This is a genomic window from Corallococcus terminator, from assembly GCF_049194865.1.
Taxonomy (GTDB): domain Bacteria; phylum Myxococcota; class Myxococcia; order Myxococcales; family Myxococcaceae; genus Myxococcus; species Myxococcus terminator_A.
Genome location: NZ_JBLZWL010000071.1, coordinates 224,354 through 247,400, shown reverse-complemented (window position 1 = coordinate 247,400; position 23,047 = coordinate 224,354). Strand labels below are relative to the sequence as shown.

Below are 23,047 nucleotides of genomic sequence, written 5' to 3'. Positions count from 1 at the left end.
GCCAGGATTCAACACCGGGCCCCACCGCATTCCCAGCCCCGTGAGGGACGCCTAACCGGTGGCCTTCCTGGCCTTGCGGCGGCGCACCACGCGCACGGGCTTCTTCGTCGTCGCCACGGGCGGCATCACCGAGACGACGGCGTTGACCACGCGCGACACGGCGCGCAGCTGGGAGGGCTCCAGCTCCCGCAGCTTGCGCGTCATCCGACGCAGCTCCACCGGGTCTTCCCGCGCGGGCTTGCGCGAGGACACCGGGGTGAGGGACGCGCCACCGCGGCCCACGCCCAGCAGCGTATCCGAGGAGACCTGGAGCGCGTCACACAGCCGCTTCAGCGTTTGCGCACGGGGCAACATCTTCCCGCGCTCCAGCCGGCTGTAGACCTCCATGGCCATGCCGACGCGGTCGGCCACATCGCCCTGGGTGAGGCCCAATCGCAGGCGGGCGACTCGGGCCGCCCCTCCCAGGATGGCCGCGAGCTTGTGGTCGACGGGCTCACGCATGGCAGGGAGCGTCGCACGGCCACTCCCTCGCGCAAGTTCATTTCCCACCCGCTCGCTCGCGGGCGGCGGGCCTTCAGCGACGCAAGAGCCCCAGCGCGCCGTTGACCAACTGGACCACCGACCGGAGCTGCTCGGGCCCCAGCACGCGCAGCGCCCTCACCAGCCGGCGCAGGGCGGGCGGGTCCTCGGCGCGCGTCGTCACGACGGCGCCAGGCGCCACCGGCGGGCCCTCCGACAGCCCCAGCAGCGCGTTCGCGTCCATGAGCAACACCAGACACAGCCGTCGCAGCGTGGTGACGCTGGGCAACACGCGGCCCCGCTCCATGCGGCTGTAGACCTCCATGGCGATGCCCACCCGCTCGGCCACGTCCGCCTGGGTCAGCCCCAGCCGGGCCCGCGCCGCCCTCGCCGCCGTGCCCACGGTGATGGCCAGTTCCTCGTTCATCGTCCTCGCACCTCTGGAAAGCTCCCTACCACGTCACCTGACCAGGACCCTACCCCACACGGCGCGAGACTACCCGAAGAGGAGTCCCCCGTGCTAATGACCTCTGAGGTTCAGTCGATAGGCGATTCATGCACCTCCTGTTCAAGATTTTCAGAGCGAAACCCAACCTTGAAGGTTCTGCACCTCTCGTATTTCACACGGGTCGGGTCGGCCGAGGGAGGACGCGGCGATGAGCGACCTCGAATCGATTCACCCGCTGCTCCTGCAGCCCTCGGAGGAGTTGGGCTCCCTGCGCATCATCAAGAGGCTGGCCACGGGGGGCTATGGCGCCATCTATCTGGCGGAGTCCCAGACGCGCGGCACCGTGGCGCTGAAGTTCGCGCTGGAGGGCCCCTCGGAGGACGACGAGGCCCGGGTGGATGCACGCGCCCAACGGGAGGCCCGGCTGCTGATGCACCTGGACCATCCCAATGTCGTGGAGCTGCTCGGCTACCTGCGCTGGCCGGACCTGCGCCGCGGCTACCTCTATCTCATCATGGACTATGTGGAGGGCCCCACCCTGTCGCGGTGGGCAGCCAGCCCCCAGGCCACGCCGCGCCGGGCCACGGAGGTGTTCGCCTCGCTGGCCCTCACGCTGGACTCCATCCATCGCGAGGGCGTGGTCCACCGCGACCTCAAGGGCAGCAACATCATCATCCGCGCGTCGGATGGACAGCCGGTGGTGGTGGACTTCGGCTCGGGGGACCACGCCTGCGCGCCGACCCTGACGGAGGACCGGCTGCCCCCAGGCACACCCAGCTACCGCAGTCCGGAGGCGCTGCGCTTCTGGATGGGGCCTCGAATCCCGGGCGCGCGCTACCGCTTCGTGCCCACGGATGACCTGTACTCGTTGGGCCTGGTCTTCCATGAGGTGCTGACGGGCGGCTTCCCCTATCGCGCCCGCCTGCCGCCATCCGCGCTGCTGGCCAGCATCGAGTCCGCCGAGCTGAAGCCGCCGTCACTCCTCAACCCGCGCGTCCCTCCGGTATTGGATGCCATCGTGCTGCGGCTCTTGAGCAAGTACGCGGCGGGCCGCTACCCGACGGGCGCGGAGCTGTGTGGGGCGCTGAGCGCGGCGCTGGAGCAGGCGGACAGCTCGTGGGACGTGCCGATGTTCCCACCCCGTCCTCCCCATGAGGCCGTCACCGAGGAGGATGAGGCGTACTTCGACGGGGACGAGGAGGACCGGGAGGTGCGCCAGTGGATGCGCTGGGCGGACAGGCCCGGAGCGGGCTCCGACTCGGGCCCTCCGGGAACGCCTCCCACCGAGCCCGCCGCTCCCTGGCGGTCCTGGCTGCGCGGGCGGCTGCGGGTCCTGAGCGGCGCGCTGCGTCCGTGGCGGAAGCGGGACGACTGAGGCGCTCGCCTCCGTCCCAGTCGAGCATCCAATCCCAGAGGTCCTCCGCCTGTCAGTCAACCTCTGACATTCCATGCGGGTTGCCTTTCGTGTTACCTCAGGCATCCTGTAGCAACCAAACCACTTCCCAGGTCTAGAGGACTGCAATGACGACGCCCGACACGACGACGGAGGATCTTCCCGGAGGCGCGCGCCGGCCGCGGGTGCTGTTCAACGTGGGCGGCACGGTGTTCGAGTTCGTCCGCAAGCTGGAGGTGCGCTCCACCGGTGAGCTGCTGATGCTCGTTCGACGGCGCTACCGGGGCGGACAGAGCGGACTGGTGGTGGTGAAGCGGCTGCGCAGCCCCGCCACCTTCGTGGAGCGGCGCAGGCTGGTGGAGGAGGTGAGCCTGACGTTCCGCTTCAAGCACCCCAACATCGCCCAGGTGCACCAGATGAAGCTGTACCGGGGCGCGCCCCACGTGGTGATGGAGTACGTGGAGGGCCGCTCGCTGGACACGCTGTTGAACCTGACGGCGATGCGGCGCAGGCCGGTGTCGGCGCCGCTGGCCGCGTTCGTGGTGGCGGAGGTGGCGGAGGCGCTCCACCACGCGCATGGCACGGTGGATGATTGGAATCGGCCGCTGAACATCGTCCACCGCGATGTGAGTCCCCGGAACATCCGCGTGGGGACCCACGGGGATGTGAAGCTGACGAACTTCACGGTGGCCGCGTCGCTGCTGGAGGGACGCGAGGAGACGAGTCGCCCCCTGGTGAAGGGAGACATCGCGTATGCGTCACCGGAGGCGTTGATGCGCGCGCCGCTGGATGCTCGCTCGGACATCTTCTCGCTGGGGTTGGTGTTCCTGGAGCTGCTGACGGGGCGGCATCCGCTGGCGGTGGAGGACACGGCGCCGCCGCCGCTGCCCTCGGGCCTCACGCTGGAGGCGCAGGGCCCCACGTGGATGCCGGTGGAGGAGGTGGCCGCGCGGATGCTGAGCCTGGAGCCGGCGCAGGTGGCGCGGCTCGTGGCGGAGGTGCCGGAGGGACTGGCGGCGGTGGTGCTGCGCGCGCTGCGGCGCGAGCCGGGAGACCGGTTCCAGACGGCGGAGGAGCTGAGCGGCGTGCTCCGTGGGTGGCTGAGTGTCCATGCGCCAGGGCATGGGCGACATGCGACGGCCGAGGAGGTGGCCCGCGTGGCGGCGGAGGCGACGAGCCGGCGCAACCAGGCGGAGCTGCTCGAAGGGGGCCTGCATCCGGAGGACCTGACGGCGGAGGAGGCCGCCGTGCCGCTGGAGCCAGGAGCGGCGGGGCCGCCCGTGTCCGAGGAGGTGGATGCGGCGGAGGTGCTGGCGACGGAGGCGGCGCGCGTGTTCGGTGTGCCAGGGAGGCGGGGGGTGACTCGCTCGTTCGCGGAGGATTCGGGTGGGCGATGGGACGTGCACGAGGAGGACGTGGCCAGACTCGACGAAGAGCGGTCCACCTCCTCGCGCGGCGAAGAGACAGGAGTTAGCTCGACACCCTCGGAATCCGACGACTCGTCCGAACAGTGAGCGCTCACGCTTCTCTCACTGAGACTGGCGCCAGCTCGATGTCCTCGGACGACGACTCGTCCTAGCCATGAGCCACACCCGGCTGGACCTTGGAGGTCCAGCCGCGGCTCTCCGCTACCGCATGCCCGTGAAGTACAGCACCGCCAGCAACACGACGAGCGACACCGCCACGACGCCCAGCACCCGCCACGCGGAGATGGGCGACTCGCCGAAGACCAGCTCCGCGTCCTGCCCGTGCACCAGCACCCGGTACGGCTTGCCGCGATAGCGATAGGCCAGCACATACACGGGCAGCGCCCACCGCGTGGTGCGCAGGCTGGAGAGCGCCACGGCCACGTGGACGTTGCGGAAGCGCCTCCCAGGGATATCTCCGCTCTCCTGGACGTGGTCCCTCGCCAGCCGCTCCACCGCCTGCAGCACCGTCTTCCGGGCCCCCGAGCGTGTCGCCTCGAAGCGCTCCACGCTGGCGCCCTCCGGCCCGCGTCCCTCGTTCTCCCCCAGCTCGAACCGATAGTGCGGCGTGAGCGTGTCACACTCCTCCACCTTCAGCCCTCGCGACGCCGGCACCAGGATGTTGGTGAAGTCCAGGCGCGTGCGTCCCGCATGCGGCGCCCAGTCCGAGCGCCCCGAGCCCGCGTCCGAGTCCGCCGTCCAGCTCACCTCCACGCCCGCCTTGAAGACCCAGGCCGGCCACCACATCGGCCGCATCGACTCCAGCGCCGCCTCCTGTGCCAGCCCCGACGGCCGGAAGAAGGCCTTGCGCCCCAGGAAGCCCGCCAGCGCCGCGTTCGCCGCCTTCGGGTCCACGGTGAAGGGCAGCCACCCCTGCGCCTGTTCCACCGGGTCCAACGTCATCTCCACATGCGTCACCGCGCCGCAGTAGTCACACCGTGGCGCCTTCGCCTCCACGGAGTACTCCACCGCGGCGCCACAGCTCTCGCAGCGCACCACCCGCGCCCGCTCGCGCGTCGCCACCTCCCGCTCCGGAGGCGGCGTCGCCAGCCCGCAGATGGGGCAGCGCAGGTCGTCCGCCTCCAGCTCGCATTCACACCGCTCACACGGCGCCACCAGCGCGGCCTCGCTCACCCGACACCTCCCCGCGCATACAGCACGACACCCAACACCAGCAGGAGCCCGACGAGCACCGCTATCAGCACCTTCCACGTGGAGATGGGCGCCTTGCCGTGCACCTCCCCTGTCTGCCCATTCACGAGCACTCGCAGCGGCTCCTCAGCTTCCGCGTAGCGCACCGGCAACACCCAGACCGGCAGCAGACACACGTCCAGGGACTCCCAATCCAGCCGCGTGTCGTGGCTCAAGTCCCGGTGCGAGTCCCCCGGCATCAGCGCCTCGAGCCTGTTCAAGACGAGCTCGCCCACCTCTTCACGCGCGCCCTCCAGGCAGGCCTCCCGCGTGAGCGACGGCTCCTCCGCCACCCACCCGGAGACGAGCGCCGGCGTGTAGCGCGCCAGCGCTCGGAAATCGAAGGGCTCCAGCGCCTCCAGTTCCTCGTTGCGCAGGCCGTTCGACGCCGTGACGAGCACGTCCGCCACGTAGCCCTCCAGCTCACCCTGCAAGGGCCTCCACTCCGTGCGCGTCACCGTGCGCGTGCGCCGCACCGTCTTCCCGTTCTCCGTCGTCGTGTAGCTTTCCTGCTCCTGGTAGTGCTCGCCGATGGTCGCTCGGAAGCTCGACTTCGCCAGCGCGCTGTAGAGGAACGCCGGCACGTAGACGCCGTGCACGTCCCCCGGCGCCGCGCTCCGGATGCCGGAGCGACTGAAGATGCTGCGCGAGCGCAACCACCGGGACACGCTCTCCTTCGCCGCCGAGTGCGTCAGCGAGAAGCCCAGCGCGAAGGCGGGCTCCGGCACCCCGGGCTCCGGAGGGCGCTCCACCACCGACGGCGCCGCGCAGTAGGGACACCGCGTGGTGCGCAGCGACGGCTCCAGCACCAGCATCGCCCCACAGGACTGACACCCCAGGTGGAGCCGAGGCTCCGTCAACGTCGAGGTCCGCTCGTCATGTCCCACCGCCATCGGCTCGCTCCTTCTCCCGGGAAGCACGGGCGTGCGCTCCTCGCGCCCGCTCGCCTGCCCTCCAGACTCCGACCGCGGAACGATAGCCGGGTTGCGGTACGCATTCCCCGGCACGAACGTATCCAGGCGGAGGATTCCACCATGGCGAAGGACCAGCGACGACAGCCCGCTCCCCAACCCGCCGAGGACTACTACGGCCGCCCCACCGGGCCCCGGCAACAGGAGGAGCCAAGGGAGGACACCCAGGCCCCACGCCAGACGCCCCGGGACGACGACGAGCGTCCGGACGACGAGGGCCGGCGCGCCCAGCCCATCGACCCGACGGAGCGGACCCCGGGCGCCATCCTCGACGACATCCCCGACGGTGACGGCCCCCGCAGCGACGCCGGCACCAACCCGCTCCCGGACCTGTACTGGACGGCCTTTCCCGGCAGCCTCGAGGAAGAGAAGGACTGACGTCTGACATGGGGCCCGCCGCGCCCTTCCTACCCGCGCGGTGAGGCCCCTGTTTTCAATCACTCACGCCCTCACCGGAAATGTCAGCCCCCCTCTGTACTGTGTGCTCATTCGCCAGCATCCAGGGGGAGGAACTCCATGGCGGAAGTGCGTGAATTGCCGCGTGTGTCCGTGAACAAGTTGGGGGAGTACCTCATCGCGACGCCTGCTCGTCGCAAGCGCATCATCTACGACCAGAAGCACCCCCCCGAGCAGCAGTACCTGCGCTACCCCGAGGCGTCTCACGCGATTACCGACTTCCTCTGTCGAGACCTGGACCCCTCGGTCCTCCGCGAGCACCAGCGCCGCTTCGCGTGCAGCGTGCCGCAGTCGGAGTTCGAGGCGCAGCGGCTCCACCTCTGCTCGGAGGCGCTGGAGCGCTTCGCGGACGTGGTGCCGTGGCTCGGGCTGGAGGACACCATCGTCAGCGCCGTGGGTGCCGAGCCTCCCGTGCTGGAGATGGCGGGCGTCACCATCAGCGTGCGCCCCGAAGTGGTGCTCCAGCGCATGGACCGCCACGGCAATCCGCGCGTGGGGTTGATGAAGCTCTACTTCTCCAAGCACCACCCGCTGGACGAGCGCTCCGGGCAGTACATCGGGACGATGTTGCAGCGCTTCGCGGAGCAGCACCTGTGCCAGCTGGGTCCGTCGGACCACCGCATGGTGCAGGTGGTGGATGTGTTCGCGGGCACCATCTTCACCGCGCCTCGCGCGCACATCCGTCGACTCAGTGACGTGGTGCTCGCGTGCGAGGAGATCGCCGAGCGCTGGGCGGTCCACTGACGTCGTCCTGAAGACAGACATGCCACCCTGCGTTCAGCCGCGCGCGTGAGCAGGAGAGCGGGGGCGCAGGCTCGCTCGGACACCTGGAAGGCCGTCGGGCGATGACGCGAGCCGACTTCCCGAGGTGCGAACAGGCCCATCGCGCTGTGTCATGAGGGGAGCGGGCTGGAACATTTCAGTGGGTCCGCGTGAGCATCGAGACACGGTGCGGCGTGTGAGACGTGACACTTCCCGCGCTCCGAGTCAGGTCCTAGGCTGACGTCGCCGGTTGATTCGGTGGCCGGCTTCACCCCTCGACGGGAGCTGCATCATGAAGAGCCACAAGGTGAAGACTTTGAAGGAGCTGTTCGTGAAGGACCTCGCCCGCATTCACGGAGGCGATGGGACCGCGACGTCCACCGCCCCCACCGAGACGCAGAGCACGGAGCCGCGGGTCTCCACCACGCTGGCCTGTTGCGAAGAGACGAACGACCCCTGCTGCTAAAGCGGGCGCCCTACGTGTCGCGGTACCAGCGCGTGTCCTCTTCGGAGGGCACGCGCTTTTCGTTGCGGGGATGTTGGGTTTGAGGCGGCGGGGATGTTCGCTCGTGGGTGCTTGACGCCTTCCCGCGCCCGAGAGCGAACAGTCCGGGTGACAGGTGGGCGTGTGTTGGTTGGTAGGGCCTGGGGGCATCGCCAGCCTTCGCGGCATGGCGCATCGAAGCTTGGACAACGGCAAGGATGAGAAGCTGGGGACGTCGCGGCCTGGAGTGGGGACGGAGCCGGTGAGGCAAGCCGACGCGTCGCCTCCTGGCTCACGGGAGCGGGGTGAGTCGGATGTGTCGGGCTGGAACCCGGCGCGCGACGAGTCGCCTTCCGTGCGCGAGGGACGCTTCTACCGGGCCGCCTCGCTGCGGATGGCGCAGCCTCGGACGGATGTGGAGGACAGAGGGGGCGCGGAGTGGGCGCACGGTGGGGTGCGCGGCGGGCCGTACGGGCGCGATGACCGGGATGACCGCTATGCCACGGGCATCGGGCCTCGGGCGATGATGGGGGAGCATGACCAGGAGCTGGCGCCCCAGCCCGCGGAGTACCGCTCGTGGGACCGCACCGGGTACGGCGGAGACGAGGGCCGCGCTCGGCGTGAGCCGCGCTCCCGTGAGGAGATACACGGCGCGCGTCGAGCGGAGCGGGAGGACGACCGCTCGTGGCGGGAGGAGCAGGCACGTCGCGAGCCTGGCGACTTCGAGGACCGCTCGCGCGGAGAAGTGTCATCGGGTCGGGAGTTCACCTTCGAGGCCCGCCCACGGAGGGCTTCATCGTCCGATGACCGCGTGCGCACGGATTCGCGCGTGCGCGACGAGCGGACTCGCGTGGCCGACCATATGCGCGAGGACCGCAGCCAGGACTTCCGCATGGGGCCCATCGCCGCGGTCGAGCGACTGCGGTGGCAACGCGAGCCCTTGACCGCCCGCGACGTGATGACTCGCAACACGCGCACCGCGCGACGTGACAGCTCGCTGCGCGACGTCGCCCGATTGATGAAGGAAGACGACTGCGGCGTCATCCCCATCGTCAACGAGCACGGCCGCCTCGAAGGGACTGTCACCGACCGGGACCTGGCCATCCAGGCCTTCTCGGGCGGACAGCCCCCGGAGCAGCTGCGCGCCTCGGATGTGATGACCGATGACATCCACGCCGTCACGCCCGACGAGAACCTTCACACCCTCGTCGACCTCATGGCCCACGAACAGATTCGCCGCATCCCCGTCGTCGAACGTGATGACCGATTCATCGGCATCGTCACCTTGAGCGACATCGCCCAGCGCGCCGACGGCGACGAGGAGCTTCAACGCGCGTTGGCGCGCATCTCCTCGCGCCGCTCCTTCTGGTCCCGGCTGCGCTGACGGCATCGGCTCGCCTCGTCATGAAGTCATGAGGTGACGCAGGTCCTGGTCTCCAATCCACCACGCGCTCGAGACGGGGATGACGTAGAACCCCTCGTCGGCCAGCGTGAGCAAGGTAGGCGGCACCCAGCCGTAGACGAGGCCGCCCAGCCTTCCTGTGTCCCGGTGCGCGAACCATGTGTCCCAGCCGGGAATGTCGTAGTCGTCCAGGTAGCCATTCGAGGGCTTCGTCGCGGCGCCACAGATATCGGTATTGAAATCCGTCGCGAACACCCATCCACCGGCCAGTGTCCCGAGCGGAGGCAGCCGCACGTTGCTCCGCGCCAGCGCCTCACGACGCCGCTCCGCGATGAAGTCCACCGCCGTGGCGCCCACGGTGGGCGAGCTGTGAAGCAGCGTCAGCACGGTATCCCCATCATGGCCGCAGACCGGCGGCATCAGCTCCACCGAGCGCGTCGTCTCTCCCGCTCGAGCCGCCTCGGCGCGCGGCAGGCACCAGGCGATGGTCTCCGCCAGACGCAGATTGAAGTCGCTCGGCAGCGCCCCCGGCAGGTCCTCCTGGCGGACAACGCTCCCCGTCCACGGCGGCGCCACCTCTTTTACTTCTTCGGGAGTCCTCCACCACGAGAAGGCCTTGGCCAGACGCCGCTTGAAGTCGCTCGACATCCCTCCATCTTCCGTCCCGCGCGCGCCCGTGCTCAAGCCGGCGCGCGGAGGAAGTCGAGGAACGCCCTCAGCGCCGAGGGGAGCTGACGCCGGCTCGGGTAGTACAAGAAGAACCCCGCGTAGGCGGGACACCAGTCCTCCAGCACGCGCACCAGTCGCCCCTGCTCAAGGAGCGACGTCACCTGCGCCTCGAAGACATACGCGAGCCCCACGCCCGCCAGCGCCGCGTCCACCATCAACCCCTGGTCATTCAGCGACAGCGGGCCCTCGGCCTCGACGAGCACCTCCTCGCCGTCCCGCTCGAACTCCCAGCGGTAGTACAGGCCACTGGAGAACCGGAACCGGATGCACGGCAGACCCCGCAAGTCTTTCGGCGTCCTGGGCACCGCGTGCCGCTGGAAGTACTCCGGCGAGGCGACGACGGCGGACCGCTGCCGGGGCCCCAGCGGCGCCGCGAGCATGTCCGCGGCGATGTGCTCGCCGAAGCGCACCCCCGCGTCGAAGCCCTGCGCGACGATATCCGTCAGCGCGTCATCCACCCGCACCTCGACGCTCACGTCCGGATAGGCCCGCAGGAACCGCGTGACGACGGGCAGCAGCGCCAGGTGCGCCGACTGGCGGGCCGCGTTGATTCGCAGCGTCCCCATGGGCTGTCCGCGAAAGGCATTCAGGTCCTCGAGCGCATCGCGGATGTCCTGGAAGGCCGGCCGCAGGCGCGCATGGAGCCGCTCCCCGGCCTCCGTCAGCGCCACGCTGCGCGTCGTCCGGTTGACCAGCCGCACCCCCAGCCGCTCCTCGATGCCCTGCAGCGCATGGCTCAGCGCGGACGGCGTCACCCCCAGCTCCACCGCCGCCTTCCGGAAGCTCCGGTGCGTGGCGATGGCCAGGAACGAGGACAGCGAGGCCGGGTCGAGGCGCTTCATTGGTGAGATGAACTCACCACCTCAGTGAGAACTCAAGAGATTCACTCAACGACGAGCCATCGGTACCTTCTGTCCATGCCGGTCGACACCTCGTCGGCGGCCCTCGGAAAAGGACTCCGTCATGCGCGTCTGGTTCATCACCGGTGCTTCCCGTGGTTTTGGTGCCCTCATCGCCGCCGAGGCCCTCGCGGCCGGCGACGCCGTCGTGGCCACGGCCCGCGAGCCCTCCAGCGTCACCCAGGCCCTGGGCGAGCATCCCCAGTTGCTGGCCGTGAAGCTGGACGTCACCCAGGAGGCCCAGGCCCGCGAGGCCGTGGACGCCGCCCTGCGCCGCTTCGGGCGCATCGACATCCTGGTGAACAACGCGGGCTTCGGGCTGCTCGGCGCCGTCGAGGAGGCCAGCACCCAGGACGTGGAGCGCGTCTTCGGCACCAACGTCTTCGGCCTGCTGGCCGTCACCCGCGCGGTGCTGCCGCACATGCGCAAGCAGCGCTCCGGCCGCGTCCTCAACTTCTCCTCGGTGGGCGGGTACGCCTCCGCCGCGGGTTGGGGCGTCTACTGCGCCACCAAGTTCGCCGTGGAGGGCCTGTCCGAGGCCATGGCCGAGGAGCTCGCCCCCCTGGGCGTGAAGGTCACCGTCGTGGAGCCGGGCTACTTCCGCACCGACTTCCTCGACGGCCAGTCCCTCACCGTCGCGAAGTCGCACATCGACGACTACGGGGCGACGTCCGGCGTCACCCGCAAGCGCGCCACGGAGCTCAACCACGCCCAGCCGGGCAACCCCGCCAGGCTGGCCAAGGCCATCCTCCAGCTCGTGGACGCGCCCCACCCGCCCGTGCGCCTGCCGCTCGGCAGCGACACGGTGGCGCGCATCGCCGAGAAGCACCAGCACGTGGACCAGGAAGTGGCCGCGTGGCGCGAGCTGGCGGTGTCCACGGACGGCGGCTTCGGTGAGAGCGCGCGGGGCTGAGCTGTCCCGCGCGCGGCTCGGTGGACTCCCCTGGGTCCAGACTCAGGGGACGTATGTCTCCGTCGTGCGCAGCGCGGCACCGCTGTTCGCCACGCCCCCCGTGATGAGCACCGCCCCCGACTTCAGGAGCGTGGCCTGGTGGAGCGAGCGGGCCTCCAGCATGTCGGGGCCCTCCCTCCAGCCCTCCGAGGGGCGGTAGAGCATCACGGTGCGCAGCGAGCTCTCCTCGTCGGGGGTTCCTCCCGCGACCAGCACGTCCTTCGTCAGCAGGGTCGTGGCCGTGTGCGAGCCCCGACGCCCCATCAGCGTGCCCGCATCCCTCCAGGTCCGATTGCTCGGGACGAACAGCTCCGTGCTGGTTCCCGGGAACGAGGGCCCCAGGTACACGTCCGTGCCCACCACGAGCACCTCTCCCGACTCCAGCAACGTCGCGGTATGGCCGCTCCGTGGCACCGCCATGGAGGACGACACGGACGACCAGCTCCCGGCGCCCCGCTGAAAGATTTCCGCGTCGAGCTCCCCCATGTCGAAGCCCCCCACGGCCAGCACTCCACCCCCGCTCAGCTCCACGGCCGCCAGGCGGCTGCGCGTCTTCGACAGCGGGCCCGAGGTGCGGACCCAGCCGCCGTCCGGGTTGTAGAGCTCGGCCGTGGTCAGGTCGTCCTCGACGTTCGCGCCGCCCCCCATGACCAGGACCTCTCCCGACGCGGACAACAGGACCGCGGCATGGTTGCTGCGCGGGTCTCTCAAGTCTCCCGCTCCCGTCCAACCGCCCGTGTCGGGGTTGAACAGCAGGGCGGTGGCCACGGGGCCGGACTGGTTCTCGCCTCCGGCAATCAGGACCTTGCCATTCTTCAACAGCGTGGCCGTGTGCGCGGCCCGGGCGATGGGCAGGGTGCCCGCGTCGGACCAGGTGCCGCTCACGGGGTCGTAGAGCTCCGTCGACGTGATGGCGACATCCCAGTTCTTCAAGCCCCCCACCACCAGGACCCTGCCGTCGTTCAGCCGGGTGGCCGTGTGGAGGAAGCGCGGCGCCGCCATCTCCGTGGCCCACTGCCAGCTCGACTCCGTGTGGCCACCATCCTCCCCTGCGTCGGGCACCTCACCCGCGTCACCGGCATCCCCCGCGTCGGGCATCCCGCCCGCGTCGCCGGCATCGCCCGCATCGGGCACCTCACCCGCGTCACCGGCATCCCCCGCGTCACCGGCATCGGGTTGGCTTCCATCCGGAGGGCCCGCGTCGCCGTCGCAAATCCCCGGGTTCTCCTGGCAGTACTTGTCCGTCGCGCCCTCCACGTCGATGCACGACGCGATGCCGAGGAGCCCCACCGCCGCCAGCACCGCCACCGCACTCCGCGTCACCGGCTTCACGGCCACCTCCCCGCCACGAAGGCCGACGTGCCATCCGTCCCCACCGTCAGCGCCAGCGGGCCCGGCTCCGGCGCCCCCAGCAGGTACATCCCCGTCGCCACGCCCAGGCCCACCGCGCCTCCCACCAGCAGGCCCACGCTCACCGACTGCAGCGACCGCGTCCGTGAGGCCACCGCCCGCGCCTCCTCGCGCGAGGGGATGTCATCGGAAGGCCCGTCCAGCTTGGACTTCTCCCGCGACGCCACGAACCACATCACCCCGCCCCCCGCCACCAGCGCCCCACCCATCACGCCGGGAATCCAGGCCCGCTGCCGGGGCGAGGAGCGCACCTGCGACACCTCCGACACGGACGCGGGCGCCTCCACTCCAGGCACCTCGGACCCGGGCCCGCCAGGGGCCTTCATCGTCAGCGCGTCCGGGCGCTCGCCACGCACCGCCAGCTCCTTGAGCACCTTCTGCCGCACCGACTCGAAGCGCGTGCGCAGCTTCGGCGACACCGTCAGCGGCAGCTTCGCGTCCGGATTCAGGAAGAGGGCCGCCTGGAAGGCCGCGTCCGACTCCGACTGCCGCCCCTGGCTCAGCTCGGCCAGCACGACGCCCTCGTAGAGCGACACCGCCACGTCGTCCTCGGGGCCCTTCGACACCTTCTTCGCGCGAACAATCTGCTCCAGCGCCCGCTCGTGCTCCAGGTCCTCGATGAGCTGGTTGATGGACAGCAGGTAGCGCCGCACGTCGGCGGAGACCTCCGCCCGCGCAGGCCATGGCAACACGAGGAGCCCCAGCAGCAGGCCCCACACCCAGGCCCCACGTCGCCAGGACTGCCTCGGACAAATCCGGTGGTTGCTCGATATGAATTCCATCTGGGAGACAAGAGGCCCCACCGGCGCTTGGATCCCAAAAAACACCGAGGGCCTCGCGAATCCCACTCCCGTGGAACCCCGAGGCCCTCGCGCAGGCCCTCTCACTACAGCCGAGAGGGCCACCCGGCGCGTCTTACTGCACGCCCGTCACCACCACCGCGTCCGTCGTCTCCGTCACGGTGAACTTCTTGAGCGGCAGCACCGCGGGGCCCTGCGTCACATCCCCCTTCGCCGTGAAGATGGAGTTGTGGCAGTAGCAGATGAGGTCATGCTCCGCCGCACGCGAGGACACTTCGCAATCCTGGTGCGTGCAGATGGAGTCCACCGCGGACAACGAGCCATCCGCCAGCCGGAAGACGAAGATCTTCTTCCCGTAGCCGCTGGGGGTGCCCTCCACCACGCTGTTGTTGTCCTTGAGCGTGGGGAACTGCGCGAAGGGCAGACGCACCTCGCCGCCCACCGCCGACGGGAAGCCCTCTTCTCCGGCGCGCAGGTTGATGCTCAGCACCTGCGTGCCCGCGTTGTACTGCGACGCGAACTTGCGCAGCCCCACCGTGGCCGGCCGCTGCGTCACCGAGCCGTCCTTCGGATTGAACTTGGACAGGTGGCACGGGCAGACGACGTCACGGCCGTCGAAGCCCAGCGGGCAGGCCGCGTGCGTGCAGAGCGACGACAACACGGAGAACTCGTTCTGCGCCGCGTGCGTCACCAGGAGGTCCTGGTCCTCACCCGCCACGCGCACGGTGAGGGCCCCGCCCACGCGCTCCAGGTCCGGATAGCGCGACACCAGCAGGTCCACCGTGCCCGTGGAGCTGGCCGACACGTCCGTCACCGGCGCGGGGTCGATATCCGGCGCGCAGCCCGGCAGCGCCGTCGCCGCCGCGCCCGCCGCGCCCGTGCCCAGGATGCCCTTCAAGAAGCCTCGTCGCGACGTGCTCACTTGCTCTCCACCTCGAACACCAGCTTGGGCTCCAGCACGAGCTCGTCGTCCACCTTCACCATCAACAGCGAGGGGCGCTCAATCTTGTACGCCTCCAGGCTGACGGTGAAGGAGCCCTCCGTCGTGACCTCCGTGGCCGACTTGAACAGCACCGTCACCGGCACCTCCACCTTCTGCTTCACCCCGTGGAAGTCGAGCTGCCCCTTGAGCGTCACCGGCACCTTGGCCGGGAACGTCGTGGGCACCGTCACCCCCGTGGCCGCGCCCTTGAACTCGACGGTGGGGTACTTGGCCACCTCCGTCACTTCCTGCATGTGGATGTCGCGGTTCTGGTTCTCCGAGTCGAAGTCCTTGATGTTGGCGACCACCATCACCTGCAGCGTGCCGTCCGCTTTCAGCATCGCCTTGCCAGCGATGGGCTTCGCCGTGCCGACGACCTTGTGCGCCGGGTGATTGAGTCGGTACGTGAGGGTGCTGGCGTCCTTCTTCAGCGCATACGCCTTCGCCGTGCCCTGGGCCAGGGCAGGCAGGGAGACAAGCAGGGTGGTGAGCAGCGCGAGTCGTCGAACAATCATGTCCATCTCCAGAAATCGAAAGTCAGCCCACCCGATGCCCAACGGCACCCGGGCGGAAAGATTCAGAAGAACAGCGTGAAGACACCCGCCGACACCGCGCCCAAGGTGGTGTAGCCAACGACCTGGTGCGCGGTGGCGAGGTCCGTCTCCGACAGCCGTCCAAACCGGTCCGTCGCCATGATGCCGAGGATGACTTGCGCCAGCATCCCCGCCGTCGCGATGGACATGAAGATTTTGTGGAAGGTGATGGTGTCCCACTGGAACTCCTCCTTCTCCAGGGGCTTGGGCGCCAGCAGGCCCAGCAAGCCGACAGAGGCGAAGACGACGGAGGTGCCCACGGCGAGCCCGCGGTGCAGACCCAGCAGGTTGCGGTCATCACCGCCACCACGGAACGAGTCGTTGAACTGGAGCTGGCCAATCACCGTCGTGGTGACGAGCCCCGCGGCCAGCGCGAAGCCCAGGCCCTGGTGCAGCTTGAGCATGGTGCGACGGCGGTCGAGGCGCGCTTGCAGCTCGGGGTCCACCTGGGCGGCGCCCGCAAGCTCATCGGGCTCCAGCAGGTCGAAGTCCAGCGAGGGGTCCTCCTCCGCTGGGGGCTGCTGCGCGGCGGGCTCCTCGGTCTTCGGAGCGTCCTTGGGAGGAGGCGACTTCTGTTGGGCGCGAGCGGTGGTGGTGGACAACAAGGACAGGATGACGAGGACAGCGGCGAAACGGTTCATCAGTGGGTATCCGTGAGGGCGCGTGGCAGGCGGCCGAGGCGGACGGGCGGCAGGTGGGCCGGGCGTCCTCTGCGTCCATCATGCTGGCGTGACTCACGAAAAACCCGGGACCGATTGCGAACTTGCTGCAACGGGAACCGGCCAGGGGGGTGGGCTTCGTGGACGCGATGAGGGAGGGGGAGGCGACAGGAGACAACCTGCGTAAGGGACCCGAACGAAACCTCCGTGCCAGTAGTGATGACCCCGGAGATGTGACTCCGAGGCCCAGGACGGACGGTAGCGCCACACTCCGCGTAGAGGAAGCCGCATGAGAGGTGGGGCGCTCTGTCCGACAGCCACCTTCCTCCTGGCTCGGGGTCGGAAGCCGGCGGCCGGTGTGTTCACTGGCCGCGCGGGGGACTGACTGCCGCCGGACAGTCATCCCGCCGAGGCCGGAAATCCGGCCTGGGATGCGTTTCAGTGGCGGAGAACTCGCGGCGTCACCTGCGCCGTCGGGAAGCGCTCATGGAGAAGCATTCGTCCGTCAGCCTCCGCTTGCCCCCACCCGACGAGGGACAGGGTGCGGGAGTCGAATTGCTGGCGGAGAACCGCCGCGCCCGCGCCAGCGCCGAGCTCGCCAGCGCCCGCATGCGCAGCCTCCAGTCCCTCACCCTGGCCCTCTCCGGCGCCCTCACCCCAGAGGACGTCGCCCGCGCCGTCGTCGTGGAGGCCGTGCGCACCCTGGAGGCGCAGACGGGCGCCCTCTACCTGATGAACCCGACGGGCACGTCCATGGAGATGGTCCACACCGTGCGCTGCCCCCCCGCAATCGAGGCCGCCTTCACCCACGTCCCCGTGGACGCCGCCCATGTCCCCGTGGCCGTGGCCGTGAGCACCCGCGCCCCCCTGTGGATAACCGACCTGACCTCCATGGCCGAGCGCTTCCCAGAGGCCGCCGAGGCCGCTCGCCCCGAGAGCGGTGACGTGTCCATCGCCTGCCTCCCCCTCTTCTCCCGGGACAGGACGGTGGGCTGCCTGGCCTTCATCTGGGGCCGCGCACACGACTTCGACGCCGAGGAGCGCGCCTTCATCGACATGCTCGCGCAGCAGGCCACCATGGCCCTGGAGCGGGCCCGGCTGCTCGCCGCCGAGCGCAGCCAGGTGGAGCGCGTGGGGCTGCTCCAGCACGCCACCGCGGTGCTCGCGACGTCGCTCGACTTGGGCCACACCCTGCGCGGCGTGGCCCTGGGCCTGGTGCCCACGCTGGGCGACTTCTGCATCATCGACGTGCTCGGGCCGGACCATGAGGTGCGCCGCACCTTCCACGCCGCCACGCCCGAGTGCGCGGGCCTGCTCGCCGCCAGCCGCTGGCACCCGCCCGAGCGCCCCGGCACCCCCATCTGCTCGCTCGCCAGCGGCCTGCCCTCCTTCCACCCCGACATCGACTCGGCCTGGGTGGAGGCCACCGCGTGCGGTCCCGAACAGCTCACCCTGCTGCGCGCCCTGGCCCCCACCTCGTGGCTGTCCGTGCCGCTGGAGACTCCCGAGGGCGTGCTCGGCGCGCTGACGCTGGGCCACTGCCTCTCCGGCCGTCACCACACCGAGGACGACCTGGCCCTCGCCGTGGAGCTGGCCCGCCGCGCGAGCGCCGCCGTGCAGAACGCGCACCTGTTCCACCAGACGCAGCAGGCGCTCCAACTGCGCGACGAGTTCCTCGCCATCGCCAGCCACGAGCTGAACACCCCGCTGACAGCCCTCAAGCTCCAGCTCTCCCGGCTGCGGCGCATGTCCTCCGACGGCGACGTGCGCGAGCGCACCACGTCCGCCGTGCAGCAGGTGGACCGGCTGGGGCGGCTGGTGCGCGAGCTGCTGGAGGTGGCCCACCTGTCCGAGGGCCGCCTGCACCTCACCCCGGAGCCGGTGGACCTGGTGGACGTGTGCCGCGACGTGATGGCGCGCTTCACGGAAGAGCGCGAGCGGGCGGGCGCCACCCTCTTCCTGCACGCCACCGGCGCCGTCCCCGGGCGGTGGGACCACTCTCGCGTGGATGGAATGGTGACGCACCTGCTGTCCAACGCCCTCAAGTACGGCCTGGGGCGGCCCGTGGAGGTGGAGGTCAACTGCATCCCCGGGGACATCGCGCGGCTGGTGGTGAAGGACCGGGGCATCGGCATCCCCGCCGAGCAGCTCGCGCACCTCTTCCAGCGCTTCGGCCGCGCGGTGCCGCTGAGGCACTACGGCGGCTTCGGCCTGGGGCTGTGGTTCTCCCGGCAGGTGGTGGAGGCCCACGGCGGGCACATCCACCTGGAGAGCTCGCCCGGGCTGGGCACCACCGTCACGGTGGAGCTGCCCCGGACGCCCGAGTCCCCCTGAGCGCCGTCACGCCGGCGCGGTGGCGGGCACTTCCGAGCGCTTCGCGGTGCCGTTCGCCAGCTCGGAGCCCAGGGCGTGCGCGTCGAAGTACGCGTAGAAGCGGCGGATGTGCTCGCCGTCCCACTCGAGGATGGAGACGCCCTCGTAGGACACGGCCGCGCCGTTGTGCGCGGTGCCATGGGACTCCCACTCGAGCGCCACCCTGTCGCCGGCCTCAATCATGTTGCGGAAGGAGGACTTCACCTGGCGCAGCGTGCCCTTGTACTCGCGCCAGAACTGACGCGCGCCCTCCCGGCCGGAGAAGACGCGGGACGAGGCCACGTTGCTCACGTGCGCATCGTCGCTGAAGAGCTCGATGAGGCCCTCCAGGTCGCCGCTCTCCTCCAACCTCGACAATGCCTCCACGAACCTCTGAGCTCGCTCCATCGTCATCCGCTGCCTCACTCGACTGAATTGAAGAGGGACTTCCCGAAAAAGGGTGCGCATGGGGGTACCGCGATGCCTCGTTTCCAGCCTGCTCTCTTGCTCGACAGTCTGGCGCCAGGATGGCCGGTCGTACGTAGCGCTCAGGGCACCTGCACCCGGGTCCACTCCTCACGATTCCAGCCGTTGCGGGAATACCGCTCCCGCTTCGACTCCGGCAGCGCGTCCCAGGACAGGCCGCGTCCCAGTTCGGGAGGCTCGTCGAAGAGGCCCACGTGCTCGCGGTCCACGGCCTCCTTCGCGCGCTTCGCCGTCAGCCCCTGCAGGTCGAACCCCAACCTCACTTCCGCCTTGTTCCCGGCCTCCTCCGCCTGGGCGAAGACGCCTCCGCCGAACCGCGCCTCGTCCAGGTTGAGCGTCGTGTAGCTCCCGGCGAGCTTGCCCACGCCGAGGGAGACCTTCAGCTCGCCGTCCGAGGCCTGGCTCACCTTGACGAGCCCCAGGTCGACCTTCACCTCCGACTGGACCTTCCCCTTCGTGTCCCCCATCACCTTCAGGCCCACGGGCCCGCCCTTCAGCTCCACGCCGCTGGAGGCCTTCAGGTCCACCTTGCCGCGCGAGTCGACCTGCGCGTCTCCCCCCAGCTTGAGGTTGCCTTGGGTCAGCTCCGCCTTGCCCTTCAGCGCGAGGGTGCCTCCCGCGCGCTCCCCGAGCAGCTCCCGCTGCTTCGCATTGACGGCCTGGTAGACCCACGCCGTGGACACGGGCACCCCCACGGCTTGCCGCCACTGCTTCGCGTACTCCTCCCGCTCGGGGTCCCTCCGGTCCAGGCCCAGCACCGAGTCGGACAGCCGCGCGTCCCTGGGCGCCCCGAGCTTGCGCAGCTCGGTCAAGCTCCCCGCGACCTCGACGGCCTTCACGTACCGCCCCAGGTACGCCGCGTGGGACGCGTGGAAGGCCCTGCCCGCCTCGACGGCGTGCTCGCTCACGGCGTGACGCAGGGACTCCGGCAGCGCCGACTCATTGCGGAAGAACCCGGGCTTGCCCGGGTAGCCCAGCGGCCCGGAGGCGGGCTCTGCCGGGAGTCGCTGAAGGACCCCCTGGGACTCCGCCTGCTTCAGGAAGGCCTCGCGAGCCCCAAGGTCCTGCTCCGAGAGGAACGTCTTCAACAGCCCCCCGCGCTCCATCCACTCCAGCGTCGCCCGGTAGGCCGCGGGCGGGAGCTGGCCCAGCAACGCGTGCACCGTCTGCACGTCGGTGTCGCTGACGGCCCAGTCTCCAAGGTTCCGCGTCAGTCGCGACTGGAGCTCCGACGCGACGTCCGAGGGGACCTCCGCGCGAGGGGCGCGCAGCTTGCCGCCCAGGGCCGCCAGCGCTCCGGCCGACACGCTCGGGCCCCCGGCTCCCGGCGGGGTGTCCGCGCCTCGCGAGGACGTGCGCCCCGAGGAGGCACTCCCTCCGTAGGCGCTCACCTCGTTGCGCTCGCGCGGAGGCGGCGCGGACGGCCGCGACGGCGTGGGCGTGGGCACCGCGTCGGGAACGGTGTCGAGGGAAAGAGGCGGACCGCCAGGGGAATCGATTCGGGACATGGGGTGCTCTCCGGAAGGAACCGCCGGCCCCACTGCATCCGACACACCAACCCCGTGCTTCGAGGCGCGAGGACGCGCGCTCCCTCACGGAGCATCGCGAGTCCGGGACGTGGAATCTCCCGAGGTGGACGTGCGTGGACGAGCCGCCCGCGTCACCTCGGGGGCTGGTAGGGCGCCGCGTCGAGAGGCAGCTCCAGCGTGAAGGTCGTCCCCGTGCCCGCCTCGCTCTCGACGGTGACCTTGCCGCCGTGCGCCTGGGCACAGCCCCACACCAGGGTCAGCCCCAGCCCCCACCCCTTCGCGGGCCCCGTCTCCGCGGAGCGCGCGCGTGAGAAGGGCTTGAAGAGGTGCTCCTGGTCAGCGCGGGGAATCATCTGGCCCTCGTTGTGGACGGAGGCCCGCGCGCCCTGCTCGGTCCAGGAGACGGCGATGGTGACGGGTGCGTCCGTCGCGCCGTACTTCACCGCGTTGCTGGCCAGGTTCCAGAGGGCGCGGCGCAGCTCGTCCGCGTTCCAGTTGCCATGGACCGGCCCTGGCGCCTCGAGCAGGAAGCGCTCGCCATGGACGGTGCTCAGCTCCTCGATGACCTCGCGGGCGAGGTCCGTCAAATCACAAGGCGCGAGCTGGAGCGCGATGCGCTGGCCCGCCCGGATGCGGTTCGCGTCGAGCAGGTCCGTCACCATCCGGTCCGTGCGCTCGATGTTCTGGCTGATGCGCCGGGCCAGCTCCCGCCGCTCGTCCAGCGACTCCGGGCGACGGATGAGGAGCTGCGCCCCCACCTTCGCCGCGGACAGCGGCCCGCGCAGGTCGTGAGCCAGGACGGAGACGAAGCGCTCGCGCAGCTCCCGCTCGGACTGGAGCGCCGCCACCTTGTCGCGCAGGTCCGAGTACAGCTTCGCGTTGTCCAGGTGGACCGTCAGTTGCTCTCCCAGCGACTCGAGCCGTCGTCGCTCCCGGGCCGTGAAGTCGCGAGCCTCCGAGATGCCGACGCACATGACACCTATCAGGGCGTGATGCGTGGCCAGCCGAATCCCGAGCAGTGCCTGGATGCCGCTCTGGCGAAGGGCCTCGTTCGTCTCGAGCGAAGTGGCCTCGGCGTCCTCCGGGTTGGTACCCGCGTCGCTCGTCGACTCGGGGAGCTGCGCGGCCAGGGGCAGGGTGGCCAGCGCGGAGGCGTACTCCGCCAGGGGCTCCTTCGCGACACCCGCGGAAGCCACGATGCCGAGCTTGCGTTTCTCCAGCTCATTCAGCATCAGGAACCCACCCTGAGCCCCCAGGGCCTCCATCACCAGCTCGAGCATCTCCGTCAGACGCCCTCGCAGCGAGGCCGCGTCCACCTCCAGCGCCTCGCTGGCCACGTTCTGGAGGAGCCGCAGGTAGCGCTTCTCCGTCTGCTCATCATCCCGCATGTGCTCGCTGAAGAGGTCGATGACGGCCGCCGAGGCGTCATGCAGCTCGATGAAGAGCTGCTCGACCTCCGAGACATCGGGCCGCGCTTCTCGCGGGGCCGTGGCCCACATCGAGGAGATGCACCGCCCCAGCAGCGCGAACTCCTCGACGACCTCGGCCACGTGAAAGCCCTGGCGAAGCCGCGCGGCCACGTGGCTCTCGACGTGCTTTCGTCGCGTCGCGGTGCCGACTCCCAGCGGCTCTCCGGTGGAGAGCGAGGCCAGGTAGGTCGGCATGATGTTCTTGAGCTCGGGCTCCGCCAGCCCACGGGCTGAAGCGGCGCGGGTCGCCTCCGCGGTCCACAGGCGGACAATGTCGTCGTGGTGCTCGCGAATCACCTCCGCGACGCTCTTCACGGTGATTCTCCATCGGCTCGCAGCCCGCATGACGCACCACCTCTCCCCTCCCAGGAGATGCGTCCGCTGGCTTGCCGTGCGGGAGTGGGTGAGGAGCAAGGCAGGCCGTCGGCTTCTCGCCTACCGGTCCGCGAAGCGCTCCGTCGGAGGCGGCATACCGCGCGACGAGCGCACAGTGAGGTGGCGTGAATCCCGCCCCCCGAGCGTGCCCCATGCCTCCAGGATGAAAGGAGCGCGCGCCCTGCCCTCTCGATGCCTACCCTCAAGATATCCCCCATCCCTTCAAGCTGACCTTCCCCGTGAAGTGCGCGGCGGGCCGCCCGAGGTCCCACCATGCGCTCGTACACCGTCGATGTTCCCTCGCACCTCCGTTCCGCGTACTGGCGGCTGCCAAATGAGGTCCGCATGACAGTCGCCCTGCATCTGCTCACTCTCGCCGAGCAGGCGCCGAGGACACACGCCGCCGCCGACGGCGGACCGACCCGGAGCGACATCGCGGGGCTGAATGCGGGACACCACCACCTGCTGGTCGGCGGACTGTGGTTCGCCTACAGCATCAGCCCTCAGGAGAATCTGCTGCGTCTGCTCGACTTTGGCGATGCGCGCATGACCTCACGCTCGCCCTACACGAGCACTCGCCCTGACTGGCGTCGTCAGCTGCCGGACCAGGACGTCTGGACCAACGAGGGTGGCTCCGACCGAGCCACTGTCCAGCCACCTGCGCTCGCGAGGGAATGAGTCCAGCAGACCCGTTTCGGGACCCGACTGACAGGGTGATGA

Annotated in this window: 23 protein-coding genes; 9 read left to right on the top strand and 14 right to left on the bottom strand. The window is 70.1% G+C overall.

The window, feature by feature from the left end; translation table 11 throughout:
- Nucleotides 1-51 precede the first annotated feature (51 nt).
- Both ACN469_RS22870 and ACN469_RS22865 read right to left on the bottom strand, forming a co-directional pair.
- The gene (locus ACN469_RS22870; RefSeq protein WP_498770863.1) at nt 52-501 is read right to left on the bottom strand and encodes a helix-turn-helix domain-containing protein; all 450 of its coding nucleotides are present in this window, start codon (nt 499-501) and stop codon (nt 52-54) included.
- 73 nt (nt 502-574) lie between these two features.
- A complete protein-coding gene (locus ACN469_RS22865) occupies nt 575-946 on the bottom strand; it encodes a helix-turn-helix transcriptional regulator (RefSeq protein ID WP_498770862.1) in 372 nt (123 codons plus the stop codon).
- Nucleotides 947-1,175: 229 nt separating this feature from the next.
- Here ACN469_RS22865 and ACN469_RS22860 point away from each other — a divergent pair, with 229 nt between their 5' ends.
- Nucleotides 1,176-2,342, top strand: coding sequence for a serine/threonine-protein kinase (locus tag ACN469_RS22860; RefSeq protein WP_498770861.1), 1,167 nt, complete (start codon nt 1,176-1,178; stop codon nt 2,340-2,342).
- Between the two features lie 146 nt (nt 2,343-2,488).
- Nucleotides 2,489-3,874: a serine/threonine-protein kinase gene (locus ACN469_RS22855; RefSeq protein ID WP_498770860.1), complete on the top strand. Its 1,386-nt coding sequence runs from the start codon at nt 2,489-2,491 to the stop codon at nt 3,872-3,874.
- A 114-nt stretch (nt 3,875-3,988) separates the two neighbouring features.
- Here ACN469_RS22855 and ACN469_RS22850 read toward each other — a convergent pair whose 3' ends face one another.
- Together ACN469_RS22850 and ACN469_RS22845 are read right to left on the bottom strand one after the other, a co-directional pair.
- On the bottom strand, nt 3,989-4,960 hold the full coding sequence (locus ACN469_RS22850) for a zinc ribbon domain-containing protein (RefSeq protein WP_498770859.1): 972 nt from the start codon (nt 4,958-4,960) through the stop codon (nt 3,989-3,991).
- Nucleotides 4,957-5,910, bottom strand: coding sequence for a TFIIB-type zinc ribbon-containing protein (locus tag ACN469_RS22845; protein ID WP_498770858.1), 954 nt, complete (start codon nt 5,908-5,910; stop codon nt 4,957-4,959). The genes ACN469_RS22850 and ACN469_RS22845 overlap by 4 nt, the downstream gene beginning before the upstream one ends.
- A 141-nt stretch (nt 5,911-6,051) precedes the next feature.
- Between ACN469_RS22845 and ACN469_RS22840 the strand changes: the two genes are divergently transcribed.
- The 4 genes from ACN469_RS22840 (at nt 6,052) to ACN469_RS22825 (ending at nt 9,074) form a co-directional block, all read left to right on the top strand.
- On the top strand, nt 6,052-6,366 hold the full coding sequence (locus tag ACN469_RS22840) for a hypothetical protein (RefSeq protein ID WP_498770857.1): 315 nt from the start codon (nt 6,052-6,054) through the stop codon (nt 6,364-6,366).
- A 138-nt stretch (nt 6,367-6,504) separates the two neighbouring features.
- Nucleotides 6,505-7,188 (top strand): hypothetical protein, encoded by a 684-nt coding sequence (locus ACN469_RS22835; RefSeq protein WP_498770856.1) that lies wholly within the window; start codon nt 6,505-6,507, stop codon nt 7,186-7,188.
- 310 nt (nt 7,189-7,498) lie between these two features.
- Entirely contained in the window at nt 7,499-7,672 is a 174-nt protein-coding gene (locus tag ACN469_RS22830; protein ID WP_498770855.1) for a hypothetical protein, read from the top strand.
- A 205-nt stretch (nt 7,673-7,877) separates the two neighbouring features.
- The gene (locus ACN469_RS22825; RefSeq protein WP_498770854.1) at nt 7,878-9,074 is read left to right on the top strand and encodes a CBS domain-containing protein; all 1,197 of its coding nucleotides are present in this window, start codon (nt 7,878-7,880) and stop codon (nt 9,072-9,074) included.
- 18 nt (nt 9,075-9,092) lie between these two features.
- On the opposite strand, the gene ACN469_RS22820 is transcribed toward ACN469_RS22825, so the two are convergent.
- Nucleotides 9,093-9,740, bottom strand: a complete 648-nt coding sequence (locus ACN469_RS22820) for a hypothetical protein (protein ID WP_498770853.1) — start codon at nt 9,738-9,740, stop codon at nt 9,093-9,095.
- Between the two features lie 32 nt (nt 9,741-9,772).
- Nucleotides 9,773-10,663: a LysR family transcriptional regulator gene (locus ACN469_RS22815; RefSeq protein WP_498770852.1), complete on the bottom strand. Its 891-nt coding sequence runs from the start codon at nt 10,661-10,663 to the stop codon at nt 9,773-9,775.
- 121 nt (nt 10,664-10,784) lie between these two features.
- On the opposite strand from ACN469_RS22815, the gene ACN469_RS22810 reads away from it, so the two are divergent.
- Nucleotides 10,785-11,633 carry an oxidoreductase gene (locus ACN469_RS22810; protein WP_498770851.1) on the top strand — a complete coding sequence of 283 codons (849 nt, stop codon included), beginning with the start codon at nt 10,785-10,787 and terminating at the stop codon, nt 11,631-11,633.
- A gap of 42 nt (nt 11,634-11,675) precedes the next feature.
- Here the strand turns inward: ACN469_RS22810 and ACN469_RS22805 are convergent, their stop codons facing one another.
- The 5 genes from ACN469_RS22805 to ACN469_RS22785 form a co-directional block, all read right to left on the bottom strand.
- Entirely contained in the window at nt 11,676-13,004 is a 1,329-nt protein-coding gene (locus tag ACN469_RS22805; RefSeq protein WP_498770850.1) for a Kelch repeat-containing protein, read from the bottom strand.
- A complete protein-coding gene (locus tag ACN469_RS22800) occupies nt 13,001-13,774 on the bottom strand; it encodes a hypothetical protein (protein WP_498770849.1) in 774 nt (257 codons plus the stop codon). The genes ACN469_RS22805 and ACN469_RS22800 overlap by 4 nt, the downstream gene beginning before the upstream one ends.
- A gap of 223 nt (nt 13,775-13,997) precedes the next feature.
- The gene (locus ACN469_RS22795) at nt 13,998-14,804 is read right to left on the bottom strand and encodes a Rieske 2Fe-2S domain-containing protein (protein WP_498770848.1); all 807 of its coding nucleotides are present in this window, start codon (nt 14,802-14,804) and stop codon (nt 13,998-14,000) included.
- Entirely contained in the window at nt 14,801-15,379 is a 579-nt protein-coding gene (locus tag ACN469_RS22790; protein WP_498770847.1) for a YceI family protein, read from the bottom strand. The genes ACN469_RS22795 and ACN469_RS22790 overlap by 4 nt, the downstream gene beginning before the upstream one ends.
- Before the next feature lie 62 nt (nt 15,380-15,441).
- Nucleotides 15,442-16,098: a hypothetical protein gene (locus tag ACN469_RS22785; protein WP_498770846.1), complete on the bottom strand. Its 657-nt coding sequence runs from the start codon at nt 16,096-16,098 to the stop codon at nt 15,442-15,444.
- A 504-nt stretch (nt 16,099-16,602) separates the two neighbouring features.
- Here ACN469_RS22785 and ACN469_RS22780 point away from each other — a divergent pair.
- Nucleotides 16,603-18,450: a sensor histidine kinase gene (locus tag ACN469_RS22780; protein WP_498770845.1), complete on the top strand. Its 1,848-nt coding sequence runs from the start codon at nt 16,603-16,605 to the stop codon at nt 18,448-18,450.
- A 6-nt stretch (nt 18,451-18,456) separates the two neighbouring features.
- On the opposite strand, the gene ACN469_RS22775 is transcribed toward ACN469_RS22780, so the two are convergent.
- From ACN469_RS22775 to ACN469_RS22765, 3 genes are all read right to left on the bottom strand, one after another.
- The gene (locus tag ACN469_RS22775) at nt 18,457-18,882 is read right to left on the bottom strand and encodes a nuclear transport factor 2 family protein (protein WP_498770844.1); all 426 of its coding nucleotides are present in this window, start codon (nt 18,880-18,882) and stop codon (nt 18,457-18,459) included.
- A 134-nt stretch (nt 18,883-19,016) separates the two neighbouring features.
- Nucleotides 19,017-20,462 (bottom strand): hypothetical protein, encoded by a 1,446-nt coding sequence (locus tag ACN469_RS22770; protein WP_498770843.1) that lies wholly within the window; start codon nt 20,460-20,462, stop codon nt 19,017-19,019.
- A gap of 152 nt (nt 20,463-20,614) precedes the next feature.
- Nucleotides 20,615-22,267: a sensor histidine kinase gene (locus ACN469_RS22765; protein ID WP_498770842.1), complete on the bottom strand. Its 1,653-nt coding sequence runs from the start codon at nt 22,265-22,267 to the stop codon at nt 20,615-20,617.
- A 405-nt stretch (nt 22,268-22,672) separates the two neighbouring features.
- On the opposite strand from ACN469_RS22765, the gene ACN469_RS22760 reads away from it, so the two are divergent.
- Nucleotides 22,673-23,005 (top strand): hypothetical protein, encoded by a 333-nt coding sequence (locus ACN469_RS22760; protein WP_498770841.1) that lies wholly within the window; start codon nt 22,673-22,675, stop codon nt 23,003-23,005.
- Nucleotides 23,006-23,047 lie beyond the last annotated feature (42 nt).

Bases quoted from the DNA above. Each gene is read 5' to 3' on its own strand.
- ACN469_RS22860 (WP_498770861.1), top strand. From the start codon at position 1,176: ATGAGCGACCTCGAATCGATTCACCCGCTGCTCCTGCAGCCCTCGGAG.
- ACN469_RS22780 (WP_498770845.1), top strand. From the start codon at position 16,603: ATGGAGAAGCATTCGTCCGTCAGCCTCCGCTTGCCCCCACCCGACGAG.
- ACN469_RS22865 (WP_498770862.1), bottom strand. From the start codon at position 946: ATGAACGAGGAACTGGCCATCACCGTGGGCACGGCGGCGAGGGCGGCG.
- ACN469_RS22845 (WP_498770858.1), bottom strand. From the start codon at position 5,910: ATGGCGGTGGGACATGACGAGCGGACCTCGACGTTGACGGAGCCTCGG.
- ACN469_RS22810 (WP_498770851.1), top strand. From the start codon at position 10,785: ATGCGCGTCTGGTTCATCACCGGTGCTTCCCGTGGTTTTGGTGCCCTC.
- ACN469_RS22840 (WP_498770857.1), top strand. From the start codon at position 6,052: ATGGCGAAGGACCAGCGACGACAGCCCGCTCCCCAACCCGCCGAGGAC.
- ACN469_RS22775 (WP_498770844.1), bottom strand. From the start codon at position 18,882: ATGACGATGGAGCGAGCTCAGAGGTTCGTGGAGGCATTGTCGAGGTTG.
- ACN469_RS22830 (WP_498770855.1), top strand. From the start codon at position 7,499: ATGAAGAGCCACAAGGTGAAGACTTTGAAGGAGCTGTTCGTGAAGGAC.
- ACN469_RS22820 (WP_498770853.1), bottom strand. From the start codon at position 9,740: ATGTCGAGCGACTTCAAGCGGCGTCTGGCCAAGGCCTTCTCGTGGTGG.
- ACN469_RS22815 (WP_498770852.1), bottom strand. From the start codon at position 10,663: ATGAAGCGCCTCGACCCGGCCTCGCTGTCCTCGTTCCTGGCCATCGCC.
- ACN469_RS22770 (WP_498770843.1), bottom strand. From the start codon at position 20,462: ATGTCCCGAATCGATTCCCCTGGCGGTCCGCCTCTTTCCCTCGACACC.
- ACN469_RS22855 (WP_498770860.1), top strand. From the start codon at position 2,489: ATGACGACGCCCGACACGACGACGGAGGATCTTCCCGGAGGCGCGCGC.
- ACN469_RS22825 (WP_498770854.1), top strand. From the start codon at position 7,878: ATGGCGCATCGAAGCTTGGACAACGGCAAGGATGAGAAGCTGGGGACG.
- ACN469_RS22835 (WP_498770856.1), top strand. From the start codon at position 6,505: ATGGCGGAAGTGCGTGAATTGCCGCGTGTGTCCGTGAACAAGTTGGGG.
- ACN469_RS22760 (WP_498770841.1), top strand. From the start codon at position 22,673: ATGACAGTCGCCCTGCATCTGCTCACTCTCGCCGAGCAGGCGCCGAGG.
- ACN469_RS22785 (WP_498770846.1), bottom strand. From the start codon at position 16,098: ATGAACCGTTTCGCCGCTGTCCTCGTCATCCTGTCCTTGTTGTCCACC.
- ACN469_RS22790 (WP_498770847.1), bottom strand. From the start codon at position 15,379: ATGATTGTTCGACGACTCGCGCTGCTCACCACCCTGCTTGTCTCCCTG.
- ACN469_RS22870 (WP_498770863.1), bottom strand. From the start codon at position 501: ATGCGTGAGCCCGTCGACCACAAGCTCGCGGCCATCCTGGGAGGGGCG.